This is a genomic window from Citrobacter sp. Cpo109, from assembly GCF_030332565.1.
Taxonomy (GTDB): domain Bacteria; phylum Pseudomonadota; class Gammaproteobacteria; order Enterobacterales; family Enterobacteriaceae; genus Citrobacter; species Citrobacter portucalensis.
Map to the genome: position 1 here is coordinate 1 of NZ_JAOWHQ010000024.1, position 22,559 is coordinate 22,559.

General features: G+C 52.1%; 18 protein-coding genes and 1 riboswitch. Of the genes, 6 read left to right on the top strand and 12 right to left on the bottom strand.

Translation table 11 applies throughout. The features are described 5' to 3' along the window. Positions 1 to 92 precede the first annotated feature (92 nt). A complete protein-coding gene (gene murI / locus OGY71_RS00540) occupies positions 93 to 944 on the bottom strand; it encodes a glutamate racemase (RefSeq protein ID WP_003825097.1) in 852 nt (283 codons plus the stop codon). Beyond that, positions 889 to 2,745 carry a TonB-dependent vitamin B12 receptor BtuB gene (gene btuB / locus OGY71_RS00545; protein ID WP_286612630.1) on the bottom strand — a complete coding sequence of 619 codons (1,857 nt, stop codon included), beginning with the start codon at positions 2,743 to 2,745 and terminating at the stop codon, positions 889 to 891. Before btuB ends, murI begins: the two co-directional genes overlap by 56 nt. Before the next feature lie 65 nt (positions 2,746 to 2,810). Then, positions 2,811 to 2,997, bottom strand: a riboswitch (cobalamin riboswitch). Positions 2,998 to 3,112: 115 nt separating this feature from the next. Here btuB and trmA point away from each other — a divergent pair. Then, positions 3,113 to 4,213, top strand: coding sequence for a tRNA (uridine(54)-C5)-methyltransferase TrmA (gene trmA / locus OGY71_RS00550; RefSeq protein WP_063941750.1), 1,101 nt, complete (start codon positions 3,113 to 3,115; stop codon positions 4,211 to 4,213). A gap of 82 nt (positions 4,214 to 4,295) precedes the next feature. On the opposite strand, the gene OGY71_RS00555 is transcribed toward trmA, so the two are convergent. Next, a complete protein-coding gene (locus OGY71_RS00555; RefSeq protein WP_003825114.1) occupies positions 4,296 to 4,655 on the bottom strand; it encodes a YijD family membrane protein in 360 nt (119 codons plus the stop codon). A 15-nt stretch (positions 4,656 to 4,670) separates the two neighbouring features. After that, a complete protein-coding gene (fabR, locus tag OGY71_RS00560; protein ID WP_003028862.1) occupies positions 4,671 to 5,306 on the bottom strand; it encodes an HTH-type transcriptional repressor FabR in 636 nt (211 codons plus the stop codon). A 191-nt stretch (positions 5,307 to 5,497) separates the two neighbouring features. Here fabR and sthA point away from each other — a divergent pair, with 191 nt between their 5' ends. Further along, positions 5,498 to 6,898 carry a Si-specific NAD(P)(+) transhydrogenase gene (gene sthA / locus OGY71_RS00565; RefSeq protein WP_003028860.1) on the top strand — a complete coding sequence of 467 codons (1,401 nt, stop codon included), beginning with the start codon at positions 5,498 to 5,500 and terminating at the stop codon, positions 6,896 to 6,898. Here the strand turns inward: sthA and oxyR are convergent. From oxyR to argC, 4 genes are all read right to left on the bottom strand, one after another. Then, entirely contained in the window at positions 6,881 to 7,798 is a 918-nt protein-coding gene (gene oxyR, locus OGY71_RS00570; protein WP_003028858.1) for a DNA-binding transcriptional regulator OxyR, read from the bottom strand. The two genes, sthA and oxyR, sit on opposite strands and share 18 nt — an antisense overlap. Positions 7,799 to 8,130: 332 nt before the next feature. Beyond that, on the bottom strand, positions 8,131 to 9,501 hold the full coding sequence (gene argH / locus OGY71_RS00575; protein ID WP_003825132.1) for an argininosuccinate lyase: 1,371 nt from the start codon (positions 9,499 to 9,501) through the stop codon (positions 8,131 to 8,133). Between the two features lie 108 nt (positions 9,502 to 9,609). Further along, on the bottom strand, positions 9,610 to 10,383 hold the full coding sequence (gene argB / locus OGY71_RS00580; RefSeq protein WP_003028854.1) for an acetylglutamate kinase: 774 nt from the start codon (positions 10,381 to 10,383) through the stop codon (positions 9,610 to 9,612). 10 nt (positions 10,384 to 10,393) lie between these two features. Beyond that, positions 10,394 to 11,398, bottom strand: coding sequence for an N-acetyl-gamma-glutamyl-phosphate reductase (gene argC, locus OGY71_RS00585; protein WP_286612632.1), 1,005 nt, complete (start codon positions 11,396 to 11,398; stop codon positions 10,394 to 10,396). Positions 11,399 to 11,553: 155 nt separating this feature from the next. Between argC and argE the strand changes: the two genes are divergently transcribed. From argE to OGY71_RS00605, 4 genes are all read left to right on the top strand, one after another. After that, complete coding sequence (gene argE, locus OGY71_RS00590) at positions 11,554 to 12,705, top strand: acetylornithine deacetylase (RefSeq protein ID WP_003028848.1); 1,152 nt, start codon at positions 11,554 to 11,556, stop codon at positions 12,703 to 12,705. A 269-nt stretch (positions 12,706 to 12,974) separates the two neighbouring features. After that, positions 12,975 to 15,626 carry a phosphoenolpyruvate carboxylase gene (gene ppc, locus OGY71_RS00595; protein ID WP_003825139.1) on the top strand — a complete coding sequence of 884 codons (2,652 nt, stop codon included), beginning with the start codon at positions 12,975 to 12,977 and terminating at the stop codon, positions 15,624 to 15,626. A 210-nt stretch (positions 15,627 to 15,836) separates the two neighbouring features. Beyond that, a complete protein-coding gene (locus OGY71_RS00600) occupies positions 15,837 to 17,570 on the top strand; it encodes a phosphoethanolamine transferase CptA (protein ID WP_126957417.1) in 1,734 nt (577 codons plus the stop codon). Positions 17,571 to 17,721: 151 nt separating this feature from the next. Then, positions 17,722 to 18,582, top strand: coding sequence for a helix-turn-helix transcriptional regulator (locus OGY71_RS00605; protein WP_003825144.1), 861 nt, complete (start codon positions 17,722 to 17,724; stop codon positions 18,580 to 18,582). Here OGY71_RS00605 and OGY71_RS00610 read toward each other — a convergent pair. The 4 genes from OGY71_RS00610 to OGY71_RS00625 form a co-directional block, all read right to left on the bottom strand. Next, positions 18,569 to 18,925 (bottom strand): PTS fructose-like transporter subunit IIB, encoded by a 357-nt coding sequence (locus tag OGY71_RS00610; protein ID WP_286612635.1) that lies wholly within the window; start codon positions 18,923 to 18,925, stop codon positions 18,569 to 18,571. The two genes, OGY71_RS00605 and OGY71_RS00610, sit on opposite strands and share 14 nt — an antisense overlap. A 1-nt stretch (position 18,926) precedes the next feature. Next, on the bottom strand, positions 18,927 to 19,805 hold the full coding sequence (locus tag OGY71_RS00615; RefSeq protein WP_286612637.1) for a [formate-C-acetyltransferase]-activating enzyme: 879 nt from the start codon (positions 19,803 to 19,805) through the stop codon (positions 18,927 to 18,929). After that, positions 19,771 to 22,068: a formate C-acetyltransferase gene (locus OGY71_RS00620; protein WP_286612639.1), complete on the bottom strand. Its 2,298-nt coding sequence runs from the start codon at positions 22,066 to 22,068 to the stop codon at positions 19,771 to 19,773. The genes OGY71_RS00615 and OGY71_RS00620 overlap by 35 nt, the downstream gene beginning before the upstream one ends. A 169-nt stretch (positions 22,069 to 22,237) precedes the next feature. Continuing rightward, a complete protein-coding gene (locus OGY71_RS00625; RefSeq protein WP_003825151.1) occupies positions 22,238 to 22,558 on the bottom strand; it encodes a PTS fructose-like transporter subunit IIB in 321 nt (106 codons plus the stop codon). Between the last annotated feature and the right edge of the window lies 1 nt (position 22,559).

Below are 22,559 nucleotides of genomic sequence, written 5' to 3' on the forward strand. Positions count from 1 at the left end.
GTCAGTGGAGGCGCATTATAGGGAGTTATTTCAGGCTGACAAGGGGAAATTTAAAATAATCTTCCGAGTGCGTATTTTTTCATCAAAACCACTTAAACTGACAGTTTTTCGAGCGTTTTAAAGCCATAGCGCTGTAGCACAGGCAATAATTGTTCAGCTTCTGTCGTCATTGCCATACAAAATGCGACGTTCTCATCGGTTGATTTCGCATCTGGTGCTTCATGCTCTAACAACCAGGCCGTGCGGCGCGCTATCGCGGCACCAGAATCCACCAGTCTCGTCCCCTCGGGCAGGACCTGTAAAAGCTCTTCCTGTAATAGAGGGAAATGAGTGCAGCCGAGCACTACAGTGTCAGGTGGTTCAGACATCCGCAGCCACGGACGCAGAATACGCCGCAGCTCTTCCAGAGAAACTGTTTCACCGTGTAGCTTCGCTTCCGCAAGTTCCACCAGCTCAGCAGAACCCAACATTGCAATTTGGCATTCGTTAGCGAATCGCGCAATCAGCTCATGGGTATACGAGCGCTTCACCGTTGCACGTGTAGCCAGTAGCCCCACAATACCGTTCGCCGTGAGTCGCGCTGCCGGTTTAATCGCAGGCACCACGCCCACAACCGGGAAAGCAAATTTCTCACGTAACGCAGGGAGCGACACCGTGCTTGCTGTATTACACGCGATGACCGCAAGAGAGAGGGGATAGCGCTGCTGGACCGCAGTCACAATCTCAACAACACGCTCGACGATAAACTCCTCGCTCTTCTCTCCATAAGGAAAGGCGACGTTGTCGAAAGCGTAGATATAGTGGAGATCCGGCAGAAGACGCCGGATCTCGTCATAGACCGACAACCCACCGACGCCGGAATCAAACACCAGCACGGTGGGACGGGGATCAGAAGGTGTAGCTGCCAGACAAGGTGTATTCCCGTCCTGCAGTTGCGTAGCCATAAACTGTCTCGTAATCTTTATCGAACAGGTTGGCGATTTTACCACGAACTGTCAGCTGTGAGGTGATTGGATATGAGGCAGAGATATCTAACAGGCTATACGACGGCATACGACGCTGTGTGCTGGAAAACTGATTCGAGTTATTATTGTAACTCTTGCCATAATATTGATAGGACAAATCCATATCAAAGCCGAGCATCGTCCAATCCAGTTGGTATTTGTATTGCTGACGGGAACGATGAGCCAAGACTTCATTATCAGAATCCCGACGCGGGTCAAGATAACCCATGCTAATACGATGCGTCACTGGCCCAGTATCAAAGTCTCCTGTTAACTCTACACCTTTAATCGTTGCTGACTGGGTATTGTAGTACACCCCTGTCATACCGTTATCTGGGGAGTAATAATCAATCAGATTTTTAATTTTGTTCTGGTATGCCGCAAGCCGCCAGTTAACCGGTCCTGTCAACCCTTGTAATCCGACTTCAAATTGACCTGATTTCTCGGCTTCCAAATTAGGGTTAGGGGTAATATACAAACGGCTTTGGCCATACATTTGTCCCAGTGTAGGCGCCTGGAATCCTGTGCCATAGGAAATTGTTACTTGGTAATCAGGTACAAATTCCCAGCCTGCTGCTGTTTGCCAGGTGCCATTCCAACCAAATTGTTCGTTATCATCTCCACGTAGCGCGCCTTCAAGAGTTACCGTATCCACCTTTTGTTGCGCAGTCAGATAATAACCGGTGTTATCACGCTTATAATCATTAGAGTTATACGTATCAACTGATGTCAGTTTTTGTTGTTGCCAGTCAATACCCGCACTAACCGTTCCTTTCCCTACTATGAAGCTGTTGCCCCACTGGACGTTTTTCTGCGTCATATCATCAAGTGTGGTCCCTGCTTGATACAAGCCTTGCGTACTGGAATAGTTATAGTCTTTATATTTCTGATAACTACCAGTAAGTTGTGTGGAGTAAAAATCATTATTCCATGCAAGTCCTGTTTCATAGGTGTGGTTGTAAACCTGGTGCTCATCACCCCCATCTTTATAGCCTGCATCATAGTCCGTATTGTTGCTATAACCATAACCACGAACAAAAGCGGATAATTCGTCAGTAAATTTGTGGGTCACTCCAGCCCAAAATGTCTTATTACGGAAGCCATCACGGTCACTATCTCCCGAATATGAAGAATCGGGTTGGACGTTGTAGCCTTTTGTATCAGTGAAAGAGCCAGCAATCGTCGCCAGTGTATCTTCGCCAAGCTCCTGACGCAGACTCGCATCGTATTGCTGGTAATGATTAGAACCCACCCCAACCTGAACTTTGCCGCCGGGTTGCGTATTCTGGGTAATGATATTGATAACACCGCCAATTGCATCCGCACCATAGACTGCCGAGCGCGGGCCACGAATCATTTCAATACGTTGAATCAAAGAGAGGGGGATTTGACTAAAATCGGCAATACCTGTAATTCCCGACTTTGCCAAAGGAATACCATCAATTAAAACTAAAGTATGGCGCGCTTCTGCACCACGGATATAGATATTACTGGATTGTCCCATCCCCCCATTTTGCGCAACATCCACACCAGGCAGACGACGCATCACATCAGTCAGATCTTTTGATTGCCAACGATCGATATCTTCGCGTGTCACAATTTCAGTAGGTGCCAGCACGGTATTAACAGGCTGCTGAAAACGGTTGGCAGTAACGACGAGAGTATCTGGGCTAGTATCCTGTGCCCAACCAGAAAATGCCGTGACGGAAAGTGCCGTGCACAGCAACGATTTTTTAATCATTGTAAAGCATCCACAATATAAGAAGGATGCCGCAGGTCCCACCGATAGTACGCGATGATGAAAGCCAGATGCGACGTTAGCCGGCAGGTCTTCGGGCTTGGAGGCAACTTAAAGAGACGATAACTTCCCACGGCATGCCGCAGTGTCTGCACCAGGTGCGCTCATCCCCTACCTTCCTTACCGCTGCGCGTCAGCTCCAGATTCACACTGGATTCCCTTTTAACTCACAGGACCGGAAAACGGATGCTACAGTTTGTTACAACCCACTGTCCAGACTGCGTATCACAATATCGGAAATCATCAATGACTGGACATCTGATGAGCAATCCCTACAATCCCCGCGTACTTTTATTTTTCAGGACGCATCATGACCCCCGAACACCTTCCGACAGAACAGTACGACGCACAGTTAGCTGAAAAAGTGGTGCGTCTGCAGAGCTTAATGACGCCATTTTATGCACAGGCTCCGGAAGTGTTTCGCTCACCGGTCAGCCACTACCGTATGCGCGCGGAATTCCGTTTGTGGCATGAAGGTGATGATCTGTACCACATCATGTTCGACAGCCAGACCAAAAACCGTATCCGTGTCGACAGCTTCCCGGCAGCCAGTGAGCTTATCAACACGCTGATGACGGCAATGATCGAAGGCGTTCGCAACAACCACGTCCTGCGTCACAAACTGTTTCAGATTGATTACCTCACAACCCTGAGCGATCAGGCGGTGGTATCGATGCTGTACCATAAAAAGCTGGATGATGAATGGCGTCAGGAAGCTGAAGCGCTGCGGGATGCGCTGCGGGCGAAAAACCTGAACGTGCATCTGATTGGCCGGGCAACCAAAACCAAAATCGAGCTGGATCAGGACTACATTGACGAACGCTTGCCGGTTGCGGGTAAAGAGATTATCTATCGCCAGGTTGAGAACAGCTTCACCCAGCCGAACGCCGCCATGAATATTCAGATGTTGGAGTGGGCGATTGATGTCACCAGGGGCTCAAAAGGCGACCTGCTGGAGCTGTATTGCGGCAATGGCAATTTCTCGTTAGCCCTCGCACAAAACTTCAAACGCGTACTGGCGACGGAAATCGCCAAGCCATCCGTGGCTGCTGCACAGTACAACATTGCGGCTAACCATATTGATAACGTACAAATTATCCGCATGGCGGCCGAAGAGTTTACTCAGGCAATGAACGGGGTTCGCGAATTTAACCGCCTGCAGGGAATCGATCTGAAGAGTTACCAGTGTGAAACTATCTTCGTTGACCCACCGCGCAGCGGTCTGGACAGTGAAACGGAGAAAATGGTGCAGGCGTATCCGCGCATTCTGTACATCTCCTGCAATCCGGAGACATTGTGTAAGAACCTGGAAACGTTAAGCCAGACGCACAATGTTTCACGTCTGGCGCTATTCGATCAGTTCCCGTATACGCACCATATGGAGTGCGGCGTACTGTTAACCAAGAAGTAAGACAGAACGTAGGCTGGATAAGCGCTACCTGTTCAGATTGCCGGATAGCGGCGTTGCCTTATCCGGCCTACCGCTACAACTGTTACTCCGCAATTTCCTGTTTACGGTTACGGACTTTAAAGCCGATCCAGAACACCAGAATTACAGACAGTACCGCCGGGAAGAAGTTAGAGCCAATATCCGGATATTCAGCGCGTACCACGGTGCTGTACAACAGAACGCCGAGGATAAAGCAGGCTGCAGCCAGGCCCGGCAATCCCACAGGCATGGTGCGGTTCTGATAGCGTTGATGCAGACAATACACCGTCAGCACCAGCGAAATGATCGGGAATACGGAGAATGGCACAATGGAGCTAAACAGCGCCGCAAATGTACCATTGATCGATAAGCCAGCAACCAGCGCCAGCAGCAGCGTACCTTTATCTTGACCTGACTGTTTCATTGCTTGTCCTTCTCGTTACTCGGAGTGGTGCGTCATCTTCTCTTGTTCACGGCGGTACCAATAAAATGCGCCTTTCGCGATCATGCGTAGTTGCAATACCAGCCGCTCTTCCAGCTGTCGGCGCTGTTCAGCGCCAACATCCAGTGCTTCTGCCCCGGCGCTGAACACAATGGTTACCATGGCTTCGGCTTGCGCTTCAGTAAACGCACGAGGCATATGGTTTTCGAGTTCCAGATAGTCCGCAAGTTCCGCAATGAAGTGCTGAATTTCACGAGCGACCGCTGCACGAAACGCTGCGGATGTCCCCGAACGCTCGCGCAATAATAAACGGAAGGCGTTGGGATTGTTGCCGATGAACTCCATAAATGTTGAGACCGAGGTGCGGATCACACTCCCGCCCTTCGCGATACGCTGGCGCGCCTGACGCATCAACTGACGCAGCATCAGACCGCTCTCGTCCACCATCGTCAGGCCGAGTTCATCCACATCGCGGAAATGGCGATAAAACGAGGTTGGCGCAATGCCCGCTTCACGAGCAACTTCGCGTAAACTGAGACTGGCAAAACTGCGCTCAGCGCTCAGTTGACTAAATGCGGCTTCTACCAGCGAACGCCGGGTTTTTTCTTTTTGTTGCGCTCTAACGCCCATCACGATGTCTGAATCCTTCCACATACCTTGCTGGCACTATACCAGAGATTAGGCGGTTGGCATGGCTTTGTGAATGTTTGTTTACGCGCAGTTTGTGCTTCGACTTCGCAAAAAAGCACAACGATAATTGGGTTATCTCAACAACGATGTTACTATTCTGTTGCTTTTATGTATAAGAACAGGTAAGCCTGACCATGTCACATTCTTACGATTACGATGCAATAGTAATAGGTTCCGGTCCCGGCGGCGAAGGCGCGGCAATGGGTCTGGTTAAGCAAGGAGCGCGCGTCGCGGTAATTGAGCGCTATCATAACGTCGGCGGAGGTTGTACCCACTGGGGCACCATCCCGTCGAAAGCTCTCCGCCACGCCGTCAGCCGCATTATTGAATTCAATCAGAACCCACTGTACAGCGACCACTCCCGACTCCTTCGTTCTTCTTTCGCCGATATTCTCAACCACGCTGATAACGTTATTAATCAGCAAACACGTATGCGGCAAGGATTTTACGAACGCAACCACTGCGAAATTTTGCAGGGAAATGCCCGTTTTGTTGATGAACACACGATTGCCCTGGAATGTCACGACGGTACGGTGGAAACGCTGACTGCGGATAAGTTTGTTATTGCCTGCGGTTCGCGTCCTTATCGCCCTGTTGATGTCGACTTTTCGCATCCCCGGGTTTACGACAGTGACTCTATCCTGAGCCTGCACCACGAACCCCGTCATGTGCTGATTTATGGCGCGGGGGTCATTGGCTGTGAATATGCGTCGATCTTCCGTGGAATGGACGTCAAAGTTGATTTAATCAACACCCGTGATCGTCTGCTGGCATTCCTCGATCAGGAGATGTCCGACTCGCTCTCTTACCACTTCTGGAACAGCGGTGTGGTCATTCGCCACAACGAAGAGTATGAGAAGATTGAAGGTTGCGATGACGGCGTCATCATGCACCTGAAGTCCGGTAAAAAACTGAAGGCCGACTGCCTGCTGTACGCCAATGGCCGTACCGGTAATACCGATTCGCTGGCGCTGGAAAACATTGGTCTGAAAACCGACAGCCGCGGGCAGCTCAAAGTGAATAGTATGTACCAGACGGCGCTGCCGCATGTGTATGCCGTAGGGGATGTGATCGGTTATCCGAGCCTGGCATCAGCGGCCTACGACCAGGGACGCATTGCCGCCCAGGCACTGGTAAAAGGCGAAGCCACCGCGCATCTGATCGAAGATATCCCAACCGGAATTTACACCATTCCGGAAATCAGCTCCGTTGGTAAAACAGAACAGCAGCTCACGGCAATGAAAGTTCCATACGAGGTTGGCCGCGCCCAGTTTAAGCATCTGGCACGTGCACAAATCGTGGGTATGAGTGTCGGAACGCTGAAGATCCTGTTCCATCGCGAAACCAAAGAGATTTTGGGGATCCACTGCTTTGGGGAGCGCGCGGCCGAAATTATTCACATCGGACAAGCGATAATGGAGCAAAAAGGTGGTGGTAACACTATCGAGTACTTCGTTAACACCACCTTTAACTACCCAACCATGGCAGAAGCCTATCGGGTAGCGGCGCTAAATGGCTTAAACCGCCTGTTTTAACGCACTGTCGAAATGGCCATCCATTGATCCACGGATGGCCTCTGCCAGCTGTTCATAACGGCTGCGCAGCGGCGAACCAGGACGGTACACCAGACCAATCGTGCGACGCGGTTCGGGTTTAATGCATGGCAGATAAACGACACCATCACGCTTACGCTCCGGCGGAACGGCCAGCGCAGGCAGCAAGGTAATACCACTGCCTGCCGCCACCATGTTACGCAGCGTTTCCAGACTGGTTGCCCGAAAATGGGTATCTTCATCAGCACCCGCTTCAAAGCAGAAACCCATCGCCTGATCGCGCAGACAGTGGCCATCTTCCAGCATCAGCAGTTTTTCACCCGCCAGATCGGACATCGGTACACAGTCACGGTTTGCCCATGGGTGATCTTCATAGATCGCCAGCAGCATAGGCTCATCAAATAATGGTACTTCGATGAACGCCTCACTCTCTTTCACCAGCGCCAGGATGACGCAGTCGAGCTTACCGCTATCCAGTTGCGCCAACAGCTGATGCGTCTGCGCCTCATGAAGATACATTTCCAGTTTTGGAAAGGTCTGGTGCAACATAGGGATAATATGCGGCAGCAGGTATGGCCCCACCGTTGGGATCAAACCAATATGCAGCGGGCCAGACATTGTCTCGCCTTGTTGGCTTGCCATCTCCTTGAGCACTTTGACCTCGCGCAGCACGGTGCGCGCCTGATCCACCAGCAGCAAACCGGCCTGGGTGAACAGCACCTTGCGACTCGTACGCTCCAGCAACATGACGCCAAGCTCATCTTCCAGCTTGCGGATCTGCCCGCTCAGCGTGGGTTGGCTAACGTGACAGGAGTCTGCCGCTCGTCGGAAGTGACGATGTTCGGCTAGTGCCACCAGGTATTCAAGATCACGAATATTCATTATTCATCCTCCATCGCCACGATAGTTCGTAGCGATAGGTAGCATAGCAACGAACGATTATCCCTATCAAGCTTTCTGTTTAATAATGCACCACAGAAACGGAACGGTACCCCTTTAACCCTTGAAGCTACTGTCCGTTTGAGAGTTTCTCTCATACTCGAAATAACTAAAGCCAACGTGAACTTTTGCGGACCTTGAGTCCGCATTTTTTTTGCATAAAAAAGCCCGGCGTCGCAAAGCTCGGCCGGGTTATGGTTTGGTAGGCCTGATAAGCGTAGCGCCATCAGGCAGAACGGCGCACAGTGCCGGATGGCGGCTTCGCCTTATCCGACCTACAGGCGTGCCTTCGCGAAGTCGATCGCCTGCGCAACCTGCTGCGGCGACACACCACCTTTCGCTGCACGTTTATCCAGACACGATTGCAACGAGAGGATCGGGTAAACGTCATCGCCAATCACCTGGCTGAACTTTTGTAAGTCGGCAAGCGACAGCGCTTCCAGCGGTTTGCCCTGACGAATCGCCTCGACCACCGTTTCCCCCACGATATGGTGCGCTTCGCGGAACGGGACGCCTTTCGCCACCAGATAATCCGCCAGCTCAGTGGCGTTAGCATAACCCTGCTGCGCCGCTTCCTGACAACGCGGACGTTTCACCTGGATGCCATCCAGCACCAGCGCGGCCATATGCAGACAGTCCAGCCAGGTGTCGAGCGCGTCGAATAGCCCTTCTTTGTCTTCCTGCATATCTTTGTTGTATGCCAGTGGGAGGCCTTTTAAAGTCATCATCATGCCGGTCAGCGCACCCTGCACGCGACCGCATTTGCCACGGATCAGCTCCAGCGCATCCGGGTTTTTCTTCTGCGGCATCAGAGATGAACCGGAAGTCACACGGTCGGAGAGTTCAACAAAGCCCGCTTCGCCGGTGTTAAAGAAAATCAGATCTTCAGCAAAACGCGACAGGTGTACCATGCCGATAGAGGCGTCGGAGAGTAACTCCAGCACGTGGTCACGGTCAGAAACGCTGTCCAGGCTGTTGCGCGTTGCCGAGGCAAAGCCCAACCAACCCGCCAACTGCTCGCGATCGATTTCATACGCCGTACCCGCCAGCGCGCCGCAGCCTAACGGACTGACGTCCAGGCGTTTGAGCGCATCCTGCAAACGGCTCTCGTCACGCGCCAACATTTCAACATAGGCCAGACACCAGTGAGCAAACGTCACCGGCTGCGCACGTTGCAGGTGGGTGTAACCCGGCATAACGGCGTCCTGGTTATTCTCCGCCGTCACCACCAGCGCAGTTTGCAACTGACGATTGGCCGACAGTAATTCGATAACCGTGTCTTTGCACCACAGCTTGAGATCGGTCGCGACCTGGTCATTACGGCTACGCCCGGTATGCAGTTTTTTACCAAGCTGGCCGACTTTATCAATCAGCTTACCTTCCACCCAACTGTGAATATCTTCGGCATCGCTTTGCAGAATCTGCTGAGGATTCGCACGAACCTCTTCCAGCAGGTTATTCAGCGCCTCTTCCAACTGCAGCTGTTCATCGGCGGTCAGTACACCGACTGTTACCAACGCTTTGGACCAGGCCACAGAGCCAACAATATCCTGTTCTGCCAGGCGGTAGTCAAAACGCAACGAGTCGTTGAACTGTTTGAACCGCTGATCTGCTGCCTGTGTAAAACGCCCACCCCAAAGTGCCATAACAAATTTCCTTAATATGATATTTTTGCCCGGTGGCGCTGCGCTTACCGAGCCTACAAAACCCACGTAGGCCGGATAAGGCGAAGCCGCCATCCGGCACATTAATAGTTAAGCCAGAATACGCGTACCAATTGGCGTGCCGTTAAACAGCGCCGGAAGTTGCTCAGCATGACGCCAGGAGGCGATATCCACCGGACGGCCCAGCGTACGCGCGGCATCCAGCGCCGCATTCACCTTCACGATCATGCCATCGGTAATAATGCCCTGTTCAATCAGCTGTTCCGCTTTCGCCGCGGTCATTTCGGCAATGCGCTGGCCTTTGCCATCCAGAATACCGCTCACATCAGAGAGCAGGATCAGATCCGCACCCAGCGTTGCCGCCAGCGCCGTTGCAGCCTGATCGGCATTCACGTTCATCAGCAGACCATCATCAGTGACACCAATAGAGCTCACTACCGGCAGAAAACCGCTTTCCAGCAGCGTGTTAATCAGTTTAGGCGAACCCGGCTGCGCCAGCCCAACATGACCCAGTTCTTTATCGAGCGGCGTCACTTTTACGCTGTCGCCATCGCCAAGATACAGACCAACAGACGCGATGTGATGCTTTTTCGCCCAGGCCAGCAAGGTTTTATTCGCCGTTCCCGCCAGGGCACCGGTAATAATGTCAATTTGATCGGCAGGCGTGACGCGCAGACCATTTTTCTTTTTCACCGGCAGATTCAGCTGCTTCATCAGCTCGTCGACCACGCAGCCGCCACCGTGCACAATGACCAGCGGACGCTGGTGCGACTCACGGTAATTCACCAGTGCGGTAAACAAGCGCTCCAGCGCCTCTTCGCTATCCAGTAAAACGCCGCCCAGCTTGATAATTAATGGATTCATTGTTGCACCCTTAAATAAGAGACTGCGTTTGGGCAAAGCCAAAACGAATATTTGCGCACTGCATCGCCTGTGCCGCCGCGCCTTTCAATAAGTTGTCTTCCGTCGCCACAACGATCAAATGCTCACCCTGCACAGCAAACCCTATATCACAGAATGGTAATCCAACCACATTCTTCAGCGCTGGAACCCCTTTGTCATACAGACGCACCAGCGGTTTATCGCCATACGCCTGTTGCAGCGTCAGAGCTACCTGAGCATGAGTTACACCCGCGTTAAGGCGGCAAGTGATAGTTTCCAGAATTCCGCGCGGGAAGTTGCCCAGATGTGGGGTGAAAATCACTTCAGCCCCCAGATGAGTGGCGATTTCCGGCTGATGACGATGGGTAAACACGCCATACGGTTGCAGGCTTACTTCGCAAAAACTATTAGAGATAGCCGCTTTACGGCCCGCGCCGCTCACGCCGCTGGTCGCATTAATTACCGGCCACTGGCTGAGATCCAACAGTCCGGCGTCAATCAGTGGTTTCAGCGAAAGCTGCGCCGCCGTCGGGTAACAACCCGGCACAGCAATCAGATTCGCTTCTTTCAGCTTGTCCGCGTTCCACTCCGCCAGCCCGTAAACTGCCTGCTCCAGCAGGTCGGGATGCTGATGGGTAAAACCATAATATTTCTCATAGAACGCGCCGTCATTTACGCGAAACGCGCCAGAGAGGTCAAACACCACGCAACCGGCCTGCAAAAACTGCGGCACCAGGTCATGACTTACCTCATGAGCCGTTGCGAGGAACACAACATCCACCCCTGAGCTAAACTCGCTGATATCTGGCATTGGCTGCAACGGTAAATCGACAATGCCTTTCAACTGCGGATGCAAATCGGAGATTAATTTTCCTGCATCATTGCTTTGCGCTGAGACGGTCAAAGCGGTTATGGTCATATCAGGATGGCGATTTACATAGGTCACAAGCTCTGCGCCGGCATAGCCACTGGCGCCCACAATCAGCGTATTCAACATCGGGGCTGCTCACCTTCTTAGATTCTGTTGCCAGGTATAAGCCTTTATCACCTCACCTTACACTTGGTGGGTTTTATTACGCTCAACGTTAATGTATTTTTATTCACAAATACTGCATGAATATTGATACTATCATGACCCGAGGTGTGTCAACAATGAAAAACAATTTACCGCCATTTATCGAGATTTACCGCGCTCTGATTGCCACGCCATCGATTAGCGCTACCGAAGAAGCGCTCGATCAAAGCAATGCAGGTTTAATCACTCTGTTGGCGGGCTGGTTTAAAGATTTAGGCTTCAATGTGGAGGTCCAACCGGTTCCCGATACACGAAATAAATTCAATATGCTGGCGAGCATTGGACAGGGCGCTGGTGGTCTGTTGTTGGCGGGTCATACCGATACCGTACCCTTTGACGATGGACGCTGGACGCGCGATCCGTTCACCCTGACCGAACATGACAATAAGCTCTATGGTTTGGGTACGGCGGACATGAAAGGCTTCTTCGCCTTTATCCTCGACGCGTTGCGTGATGTCGACGTCACAAAGCTGAAAAAGCCCCTCTACATTCTGGCCACTGCTGACGAAGAGACCAGCATGGCGGGAGCTCGCTACTTTTCTGAAACCACTGCTCTGCGCCCAGACTGCGCGATTATTGGCGAACCCACTTCACTGCAACCGGTTCGTGCACACAAAGGTCATATCTCTAATGCGATACGCATTCTGGGACAATCGGGTCATTCAAGCGATCCGGCACGTGGCGTTAATGCGATTGAACTGATGCATGATGCCATCGGCCATATCATGCATCTGCGCGATGACCTGAAAGCGCGCTATCACCATGATGCCTTTACCGTTCCGTATCCAACGTTAAATTTGGGCCACATCCACGGCGGCGACGCCGCCAACAGAATCTGCGCCTGCTGCGAACTGCATATGGATATTCGACCGCTACCGGGTATGACGCTAAACGATCTCAATGGGTTACTTAACGAAGCGCTGGCCCCTGTCAGCGAACGCTGGCCGGGTCGCCTGACCGTATCGGAACTGCATCCGCCGATTCCAGGCTATGAGTGTCCGCCTGACCATCAACTGGTGGAGGTGGTTGAGAAACTGCTGGGCGCACAGACTGAAGTGGTGAACTACTGCACCGAAGCGCCATTTATCCAGACGCTTTGCCCGACGCTGGTATTGGGTCCAGGTTCTATTAATCAGGCGCATCAGCCGGATGAATATCTGGAAACACGCTTTATTAAGCCAACTCGCGAATTAATCACCCAGGTTGTGCATCATTTTTGCTGGCATTAACTACTTGTCACCCCGCTAATCCTTAAGTGGTAAGCGGGGTGATTTTTTAACATTTCCATAAGCAACGCTTATTTGATTGGATGTGAATTAAATAACGTAAATTCACGGCATTTATTCGTTTGCTGAACCGATTTCGCAGCAATTGACGTCACGTGTTTTACGTGGCTTTATAAAAGACGGCTAAAAAGTTAAGTCCGCAAGATTTCGCGTGATAGTCAGGCGCGAAAGATACAGGACATATTCAAAATAGATGGGGTGTCTGGGTTAATATGAACGAACAATATTCCGCGTTGCGTAGTAATGTCAGTATGCTCGGCAAAGTGCTGGGAGAGACCATCAAGGATGCGCTGGGAGAGAACATTCTTGATCGCGTAGAAACAATTCGTAAGCTGTCCAAATCATCTCGCGCTGGCAATGAAGTTAATCGCCAGGAATTGCTCACCACACTGCAAAATCTGTCTAACGACGAGCTGCTGCCGGTTGCCCGCGCATTTAGCCAGTTCCTGAACCTGGCCAACACCGCCGAGCAATACCACAGCATTTCGCCAAAAGGCGAAGCAGCCAGCAACCCGGAAGTGATTGCTCGCACTCTGCGTAAACTGAAAGAGCAGCCCAACCTCAATGACGCCACCATCAAGAAAGCCGTAGAATCACTCTCTCTGGAGCTGGTACTCACCGCCCACCCGACCGAGATCACTCGTCGTACGCTGATCCATAAAATGGGTGAAGTGAACGCCTGCCTCAAGCAGCTTGATAACAAAGACCTCGTCGATTATGAACGCAACCAACTGATGCGCCGTCTGCGTCAGCTCATTGCTCAGTCCTGGCATACGGATGAGATCCGCAAGCTGCGCCCAAGCCCGGTTGATGAAGCCAAATGGGGTTTCGCGGTAGTTGAAAACAGCCTGTGGGAAGGTGTGCCGAACTACCTGCGCGAGCTGAATGAACAACTGGAAGAGCATCTGGGTTATAAGCTGCCGGTTGATTTTGTCCCGGTTCGATTTACTTCCTGGATGGGAGGTGACCGTGATGGTAACCCGAACGTAACGGCAGATATCACCCGTCACGTGCTGCTGCTTAGCCGCTGGAAAGCGACAGACCTGTTCCTGAAAGACATCCAGTTTCTGATTTCTGAGCTGTCGATGGTGGATGCCACGCCGGAGCTGATGGCGCTGGTAGGCGAAGAAGGTGCAGCTGAACCTTATCGCTATCTGATGAAAACCCTGCGTTCTCGTCTGATGGCAACCCAGGCCTGGCTTGAAGCCCGTCTGAAAGGCGAGAAATTGCCGAAACCTGCGGGACTTCTCACCCAAAACGAACAGCTCTGGGACCCGCTATACGCGTGCTACCAGTCTCTACAGGCCTGTGGCATGGGCATTATCGCCAATGGCGAATTGCTCGACACCCTTAGGCGCGTGAAGTGTTTCGGTGTACCGCTGGTGCGTATTGATATTCGTCAGGAAAGCACCCGTCATACTGAAGCCCTGGGCGAACTGACCCGTTATCTGGGCATTGGCGACTACGAAAACTGGTCGGAAGCGGATAAACAGGCTTTCCTGATCCGCGAACTGAATTCCAAGCGTCCGCTCCTGCCGCGTAACTGGGAACCGAGCAACGACACCCGCGAAGTGCTCGACACCTGTCGGGTCATTGCCGAAGCCCCATATGGCTCCATTGCCGCCTATGTTATCTCGATGGCGAAAACTCCGTCGGATGTGCTGGCCGTGCATCTGCTGCTGAAAGAAGCCGGAATTGGTTTTGCTATGCCGGTCGCTCCGCTATTTGAAACGCTGGACGACCTCAACAATGCCGATGACGTCATGTCGCAACTGTTGAATATCGACTGGTACCGCGGATTTATTCAGGGCAAACAGATGGTCATGATTGGCTACTCTGATTCCGCAAAAGACGCGGGCGTGATGGCGGCCTCCTGGGCGCAATACCAGGCTCAGGACGCGCTAATCAAAACCTGCGAAAAAGCCGGTATCGAACTGACGCTGTTCCACGGTCGCGGTGGTTCCATTGGTCGCGGCGGCGCGCCTGCCCATGCGGCGCTACTCTCTCAACCGCCGGGCAGCCTGAAAGGTGGTCTGCGCGTGACAGAACAAGGGGAGATGATCCGCTTTAAGTACGGCCTGCCGGAAGTGACCATCAGCAGCCTGTCGCTGTATACCGGAGCAATTCTGGAGGCCAACCTGTTACCACCGCCAGAACCGAAAGATAGCTGGCGTCATATCATGGATGAACTTTCCGATATTTCCTGCGAGCTCTATCGTGGATATGTGCGTGAAAACAAAGACTTCGTCCCTTATTTCCGCTCAGCTACACCGGAGCAGGAACTGGGTAAACTCCCGCTCGGTTCACGTCCGGCAAAACGCCGTCCGACCGGCGGGGTAGAGTCTCTGCGCGCAATTCCGTGGATCTTCGCCTGGACGCAGAACCGCCTGATGCTCCCGGCCTGGCTGGGTGCAGGTACCGCGCTGCAAAAAGTGGTTGAAGACGGCAAGCAAAGCGAACTTGAAGCCATGTGCCGCGACTGGCCATTCTTCTCCACACGCCTTGGCATGCTGGAAATGGTTTTCGCGAAAGCAGACCTGTGGCTGGCAGAGTATTACGATCAGCGCCTGGTCAAAAAAGATCTGTGGCCGTTGGGTGCAGAGCTACGCCAACGCCTGGCAGCAGATATCGATGTCGTACTGGCGATTGCCAACGACTCACATTTGATGGCCGACCTGCCGTGGATTGCCGAGTCCATTCAGTTAAGAAATATTTATACTGACCCGCTAAACGTATTACAGGCAGAGCTGTTACACCGCTCACGCCTGGCGGAAGAGCAAGGCAATGCACCGGACCCTCGCGTGGAACAAGCATTGATGGTCACAATCGCTGGTGTCGCCGCTGGTATGCGTAATACAGGCTAACATCCCTCCCCCGTCGCCTTCGTGCTATTATTCGGAGGCGACGGCAAAAACCGCTGTTACAACCACTTCATTTTCAATATATTCCCCCTCGAATATATTCACTAAATGAATATATAGATGGCAAAACACGATCCTAAGATCGTGATGCTTCAGTTCCTCTTAATGTTTAAGTGCTACTCTTGGCGCTACAATTAAAGACAGGCTTACATTATGCAATCCTTACACCCCCAGTCTAAACCTAAATTTAGCTGGAAAGCCCTGGGTTGGGCGCTCCTCTATTTTTGTTTTTTTTCCAGTTTACTCCAGGTCGTTATTCTCTTATCCGGCTATAGCGGAACTAATGGTTTACGCGACTCCTTACTGTTCAGTTCGCTGTGGTTGATTCCGGTATTCTTATTTCCAAACCGTATCCGCGTTATTGCTGCCGTCATTGGCGTAATGCTATGGGCGGCCTCGCTGGCTGCTCTAAGCTATTACGTCATTTACGGACAAGAGTTCTCGCAAAGCGTTCTGTACGTAATGTTTGAAACCAATGCGAACGAAGCCAGCGAATATCTGAGCCAATATTTCAGTCTGAAGATTGTCTTAATTGCGCTGGCCTATACAGCTGTGGCAATTCTGCTATGGACACGTCTGCGTCCTGTGCATATTCCATCACCCTGGCGCTATCTGGTGTCGTTTGCACTGTTATACGGTTTGATTCTGCATCCGATGACGGTGAACACGTTTATCAAACATAAACCATTTGAAAAAACGTTGAATGGTCTCGCCTCACGCATGGAACCAGCTGCGCCATGGCAATTCATCTCCGGTTATTATCAGTATCGTCAGCAGTTGACCGCGCTGAACAGCCTGCTGAATGAGAACAATGCCCTACCGCCGTTGGCCAACTTTAAAGACAGCTCAGGTGATGCACCGCGTACGCTGGTACTGGTGATTGGCGAATCAACGCAACGTGGCCGCATGAGCCTGTACGGTTACCCACGCGAAACAACGCCGGAACTGGATGCGCTGCATAAATCCGATCCTAACTTCACCGTGTTCAATAATGTCGTGACCTCCCGTCCGTACACCATTGAAATCCTGCAGCAGGCGCTGACCTTCGCTAACGAGAAGAACCCGGATCTGTATCTGACTCAGCCGTCCCTGATGAACATGATGAAACAGGCAGGTTATAAAACCTTCTGGATCACCAATCAGCAGACGATGACTGCCCGCAACACCATGCTGACAGTGTTCTCTAAGCAGACGGATAAACAGTTCTATATGAACCAGCAGCGTACACAAAGTGCACGCGAATATGACAGCAACGTGCTGGCACCGTTTAAAGAAGTACTGGCTGACCCTGCACCGAAAAAGTTCATCATCGTGCACCTGCTGGGAACGCATATTAAGTACAAATTCCGCTATCCGGATGGTCAGGGTAAGTTCGACAATAATATCGACAATGTGCCCGCTGGCCTGAGTGACGATGAGCTGGAAGCTTACAACGATTACGACAGCGCGAATGTTTACAATGACCATATCATTGCCAGTCTGATCAAAGACTATAAAGCGACCGATCCGAACGGCTTCCTGCTGTACTTCTCCGATCATGGAGAAGAGGTATACGATACGCCGCCGCATAAAACGCAGGGTCGTAATGAAGACAACCCAACGCGTCATATGTATACGGTGCCGTTCCTGCTGTGGACCTCGGAAAAATGGCAGGCTGCACACCCGCGTGACTTCTCACAGGATGTGAATCGTAAATACAGCAGCTCAGAGCTTATCCACACCTGGTCTGATTTAGCGGGCTTCACCTATGATGGTTTCGATCCAACTCGTGCCATTACCAGCCCGCAGTTCAAAGAGACGACCCGCTGGATTGGCAACCCGTACAAAAAGAATGCCCTGATTGATTACGATACCCTGCCTTACGGCGATCAAATCGGTAATCAGTAACAGTCTGCCGGATGCGCTACGCTTATCCGGCCTACAGCTCGCAAAGACTTGTAGGCCGGATAAGGCATTAGCCGCCATCCGGCAATAATCACTTGAGGGCGATTGTTTTCAACGTTACTGTTTCCCTGTCTGCTGCCTGCAAGGGATTAACATGTATCACGACATCAGCCACCTGCTCTCTCGCCTGATCAACGGCCCCACGCCGCTGCGCCAGATTTACTTTGCCAGCACCAGTAGCTCAACGCCGGAACTGGCGTATCAGGTCGATTTTCCCCGACTGGAGATTGTGCTGGAAGGTGAATTCACCGATAACGGTGTTGCTGGCGCATCCGCGACGTTACAGCCTTACGATGCCTTGTTCGTTCCGGCTGGTGGCTGGAACTTTCCACAGTGGCTCACACCGGTGACCACGCTCAGTATCTTATTTGGCAAACAGCAACTGGGTTTTAGCATCGTGCAGTGGGACGGTAAGCAATATCAAAACCTTACCCGTCAGCACGTCGCGCGGCGTGGACCGCGTATTGGCTCATTTCTGCTGCAAACGCTCAATGAAATGCAGATGCAGCCGCAGGAGCAGCAAACCGCCAGGCTAATCGTTGCGAGCTTGCTGAGCCACTGCCGCGATTTGCTCGGCAGCCAGATCCAAACCGCATCACGCAGTCAGGCGCTTTTCGAAGCCATTCGCAACTATATTGACGAACGCTACGCTTCACCGCTCACCCGAGAATCCGTCGCGCAGGCGTTCTACATCTCACCCAATTATCTTTCCCACCTTTTTCAAAAAACGGGCGCTATCGGTTTTAACGAATACCTGAACCACACGCGACTGGAACACGCAAAAACGCTGTTGAAGGGTTACGAATTGAAGATTAAAGAGGTGGCGCACATTTGTGGGTTTGTTGACAGCAACTACTTCTGCCGCCTGTTTCGCAAAAATACCGAACGTTCGCCATCAGAATACCGTCGGCAGTACCACAGCCAATTGACGGAGAAAGAAGCTAATCCAGAGTAAGATGCGTATGCTGTGGCGCTGAAAACAGCTTTCGCACGGCGCTCATCACCCGATCCGGCTCACGCAGAAATGCGCTAATGCCCGACTGAACGTATCGGCTCTGCGTAAAACGCTCTGCTCCTGCCGGTTCAATATCAGTAATCAGCAACACCACATCAGCGCGGTTAATATCCTCTTCCGTCAGGCGATTTTCGGTACCCAATGCGCCCTGAGTTTCGATCTTGATACTCCATTTTTCTTGCTGGCAGAGTTTCTCCAGCCGCTCAGCTGCCATATAGGTATGGGCCACGCCGCTTACGCACGCGGTGACAGCAACCAGATATCGTACAGGTGCGATGGTCATACTATCCTCCTACTGTTACCTGAAATCCGGCGCATTCTGCCATCTTACGTATACTATCCACCTCTTGCGCCGTCGGTACGGGCACTTCTTTCATCAACCAGGGCATACCGAGCAGGCTGTATTTTGGCTCGCCATATTGATGAAACGGTAGCAGGTGTACCTGCTTTATGCCTAGTGATGACAACATCGTCAACACATGCTGCGTGTTATCTGAATTCATCGTAAAGCCTGGAATCAGCGGCAGGCGAGGTATGACATTAACCCCTTCCTCCACCAATAGCCGTAAATTCGCCAGCACACGCGGCAGATTCATGTTGATGATCTCACGTGCCAAATCTCGATCCATTATTTTGAGATCGAACAGCACCTCATCACACTCTTTTGCCAGCGATAACAAGCGACCGGCCGGCGCATCGCCAGCCGTTTCAATTGCACAGCGCACATCCCAGCGCCGCAGACGTTGCAGGAATCGTGCGGCAAAGGGCGCTTGCATCAGCACTTCACCGCCGGAAAGCGTCACCCCCCCGCCAGAGGTGCGAAAGAAAATATCATCTTTCATCACTTCACGTTCCAGCTCGTCCAGCGTGATATCACGACCAATACGCTCAAACGCACCGGAGGGGCACTCGTCAGCATCACGCAGACAGGGTGTGCAGTGCAGGCATTTACTCTCCCGCCGTACCGTTTCAATACGCGGTGAGAGTGATTCGGGGTTAGCACACCAAGGGCAGGTATGCGGACAGCCTTTAAAAAAGACGACCGTACGAATACCCTGCCCATCATTCAGTGAGTAACGCTGAATGTTGAATATACGCGCGACTTCCTCGCCACGAGGGTCAATTACTTCACAGTTGATGCGCGGTGCGGCGAATGATGTCATCCTGGATCTCCTTCGACAGCTCGACAAAGAAGGCGCTGTAACCCGCCACGCGCACCACCAGCCCGGTGAAATCCTGCGGGCGCTGCTGTGCTTCGCGCAATGTGTCGGCATTTACCACGTTAAACTGGATGTGCTGGAGCTTGAGCTGGGTAAATGCCCGCAGAAAATCCGCCAGCTTGCGTAAACCGGCCTCACCTTCCAGTGTGGCTGGCGTAAACTTCACATTCAGCAACGTCCCATTGGAAAGTAGCGTGTTATCCAGCTTGCTGACCGACTTCAATACCGCCGTCGGTCCTTGCATATCCTGTCCCAGCATCGGCGACAGGCCCCCATCTGCCAGTTGTTCCCCGGCGAAGCGGCCATCCGGTGTTGCCCCAACGACCGAACCCAGCGGCACGTGCGCAGAGACGGTATACGAACCCGGCGTAAATTGCCCGCCGCGTGGATTCTGGTATTTCTCTACCTCTTTGCAGTAATGACGCAGCAGTTCGGCGCTGATGTTATCTACATCATCGATATCGTTGCCGTATTTTTCGAAGCGATTGATCAGCCTGGCGCGAACTTTCTCGCCTTCCGGGGTAGCAAAGTTATCTTTTAGCACCAACAAAAGCTCATCAAAAGATAAGCGCTGTTGTTCGAATACCAGCCCATTGAGCGCATGCAGCGAATCGCTCAGGTTTGCAATACCGATCCCCTGTACGCCGGAGAAATTATACCGCGCGCCGCCGTCGGTAATATCGCACCCTTTATCCAGACAGTCGCTAATAAACGAGGAGAGCAGCGGCACCGGCGCCCAGTCACGGTGACCGATATCACAGATATTACTGCCCTCGACCATCAACGTGATGTAGTGGCTGATTTTGGCACGAATATGCGCCAGGAGATCGTCGTACGTCAGCGTGCGGTTGCCTTCGTTCTCATGCAGACATATTTCCATCACTTTCAGCAGATTAAACATGGCGATATCGTGCAAACCATATGTTCGGCCTGGAATAGACAGCTCGACACAGCCTACTACCGCGTAATCCCGCGCATCCTCCAGCGAAACACCGCGATTCAGAAACGCGGGCACCACCACTTCATCGTTAAAGATTTGCGGGATACCGGTACCAAGACGAATGGTCTGTGCTGTTTTCATCAGGAACGGTGTATCGATCAACGCGTTCGTGCGCACACCGAGATTTGGTTGTGGCAGCTGTACGTTCTGATACGCATCAAGACAGAGGAAAGACAGTACATTTACCGCACTACGACCATTCTCCGTTAATCCCCCCAGTAGCGCGGTGTAGCCTGTTGGGAAGCCAGCGAAATAGCGCGCGCTGCTGGTGGATCGCAGTAGCACAATGTCATTACATTTTACCCACAGGGATTCGAGGATCTCTTGTAAGAATGCCGGGTCTTCCCCCTGCGTCAGCGAAGCCTGATAAAACGGCAGCATATACTGGTCGAAGCGTCCGAGTGAAAGCGAACTGGCGTTGGATTCATATTGCAAAATAATGTTCATGTACCAGAACAGCTGACATGCCTGCCAGAAGGTTTGCGGCTTGCTCTGGGCGTTATGCCGGGAGTTTTCAGCAATCGTCAGTAATTCCTGGCGTCGCTGCGCATCCGGGCAGCTTTCCGCCATCTTCTCTGCCAACATAGCGTAACGCAGAATATGGTTTTGCGAAGCCTCAAGCAGCAACAGCGCAGCCTGATAAAAGTGATTATCCGGCTGCTGCAGACAATGCGCCCGCATCTGCGCTACCAGCTCGCCAAGCCCGTGATTCAACAGGCGTGGATAATCAATAATGATATGTCCCTGACCTTTGTCAGTCTGGTTAATGCTAAAAATCTGGGTACTGACGGCGGCTTTTACCTCATCGGTCATCTGACCGTTGATGAAATCTTTCATCGACCGCTTTTCCCAGTACGGATACAGCACATCACGATAGCGATGTTTATCCTCTTCGCTGATGTCAAAACGGTCCTGCGGACGGGTTGGAAACTGCTCCAGCTCTTTAAGCAGCCAGTAAGGATCCATTTCCGGCGACATAATGCCCGCACGCGGTTTAACGGTACGGTTTCCGGCAATCAGTTCCTCATCACGAATCGAAATCTCAACGTGCTCAAGAATATATGCGGTGGCTTTCGCCCGACGCAGAATAACCGGCACTCCCTCCGTCTGCTGGTGGCTGGCGGTATATAACAGCGCACGCTCAAGCGAAATTTCACGGTTGTTCTGAAACAGAGCGTTTTTTAAACGTTGGATACGGTTAGTCATGAGGAACTCCCTGGAACCTGTCCATCAAGCTATCTTATTTGTCATTTTGAGCCAGGGCAGTGCTCGCGCCCCTCACGTACTGCGTGTACGCTCGGGTTCCTGCGCGCTGTCCGTGTTCAAACTGCCTGCAACGATAACGCCTGATGAAGCAGGCTCTAAAAATGAAAAGTTAAGCGGTTTGCGCCAGATGCGCGCCAATCTTGTTCATGATGGCGTCGGCACGTTTCACTGCATCGCTGATGTTGACGCGAACGATAGTTTTGCCTGCAAAACGTTCTTCAAATTTAATACCAATGTCCTTGGTCAGAATAACCATGTCGGCTTCCGCCACATCCGCCGCGGTCAGTTCGTTTTCCAGACCGATCGACCCCTGAGTCTCAACCTTTACTTGCCAACCTTTGGCTTTAGCGGCGCTTTCCAGCGCTTCGGCTGCCATATAGGTGTGGGCAACGCCAGAAGGACATGCGGTTACTGCGATAATCTTGGTCATG

Bases quoted from the DNA above. Each gene is read 5' to 3' on its own strand.
- argB (WP_003028854.1), bottom strand. From the start codon at position 10,383: ATGAATCCATTAATTATCAAGCTGGGCGGCGTTTTACTGGATAGCGAA.
- OGY71_RS00620 (WP_286612639.1), bottom strand. From the start codon at position 22,068: ATGACTAACCGTATCCAACGTTTAAAAAACGCTCTGTTTCAGAACAAC.
- murI (WP_003825097.1), bottom strand. From the start codon at position 944: ATGGCTACGCAACTGCAGGACGGGAATACACCTTGTCTGGCAGCTACA.
- OGY71_RS00605 (WP_003825144.1), top strand. From the start codon at position 17,722: ATGTATCACGACATCAGCCACCTGCTCTCTCGCCTGATCAACGGCCCC.
- OGY71_RS00600 (WP_126957417.1), top strand. From the start codon at position 15,837: ATGCAATCCTTACACCCCCAGTCTAAACCTAAATTTAGCTGGAAAGCC.
- OGY71_RS00610 (WP_286612635.1), bottom strand. From the start codon at position 18,925: ATGACCATCGCACCTGTACGATATCTGGTTGCTGTCACCGCGTGCGTA.
- ppc (WP_003825139.1), top strand. From the start codon at position 12,975: ATGAACGAACAATATTCCGCGTTGCGTAGTAATGTCAGTATGCTCGGC.
- argH (WP_003825132.1), bottom strand. From the start codon at position 9,501: ATGGCACTTTGGGGTGGGCGTTTTACACAGGCAGCAGATCAGCGGTTC.
- btuB (WP_286612630.1), bottom strand. From the start codon at position 2,745: ATGATTAAAAAATCGTTGCTGTGCACGGCACTTTCCGTCACGGCATTT.
- argE (WP_003028848.1), top strand. From the start codon at position 11,554: ATGAAAAACAATTTACCGCCATTTATCGAGATTTACCGCGCTCTGATT.
- OGY71_RS00625 (WP_003825151.1), bottom strand. From the start codon at position 22,558: ATGACCAAGATTATCGCAGTAACCGCATGTCCTTCTGGCGTTGCCCAC.
- oxyR (WP_003028858.1), bottom strand. From the start codon at position 7,798: ATGAATATTCGTGATCTTGAATACCTGGTGGCACTAGCCGAACATCGT.
- sthA (WP_003028860.1), top strand. From the start codon at position 5,498: ATGTCACATTCTTACGATTACGATGCAATAGTAATAGGTTCCGGTCCC.
- trmA (WP_063941750.1), top strand. From the start codon at position 3,113: ATGACCCCCGAACACCTTCCGACAGAACAGTACGACGCACAGTTAGCT.
- argC (WP_286612632.1), bottom strand. From the start codon at position 11,398: ATGTTGAATACGCTGATTGTGGGCGCCAGTGGCTATGCCGGCGCAGAG.
- OGY71_RS00615 (WP_286612637.1), bottom strand. From the start codon at position 19,805: ATGACATCATTCGCCGCACCGCGCATCAACTGTGAAGTAATTGACCCT.
- OGY71_RS00555 (WP_003825114.1), bottom strand. From the start codon at position 4,655: ATGAAACAGTCAGGTCAAGATAAAGGTACGCTGCTGCTGGCGCTGGTT.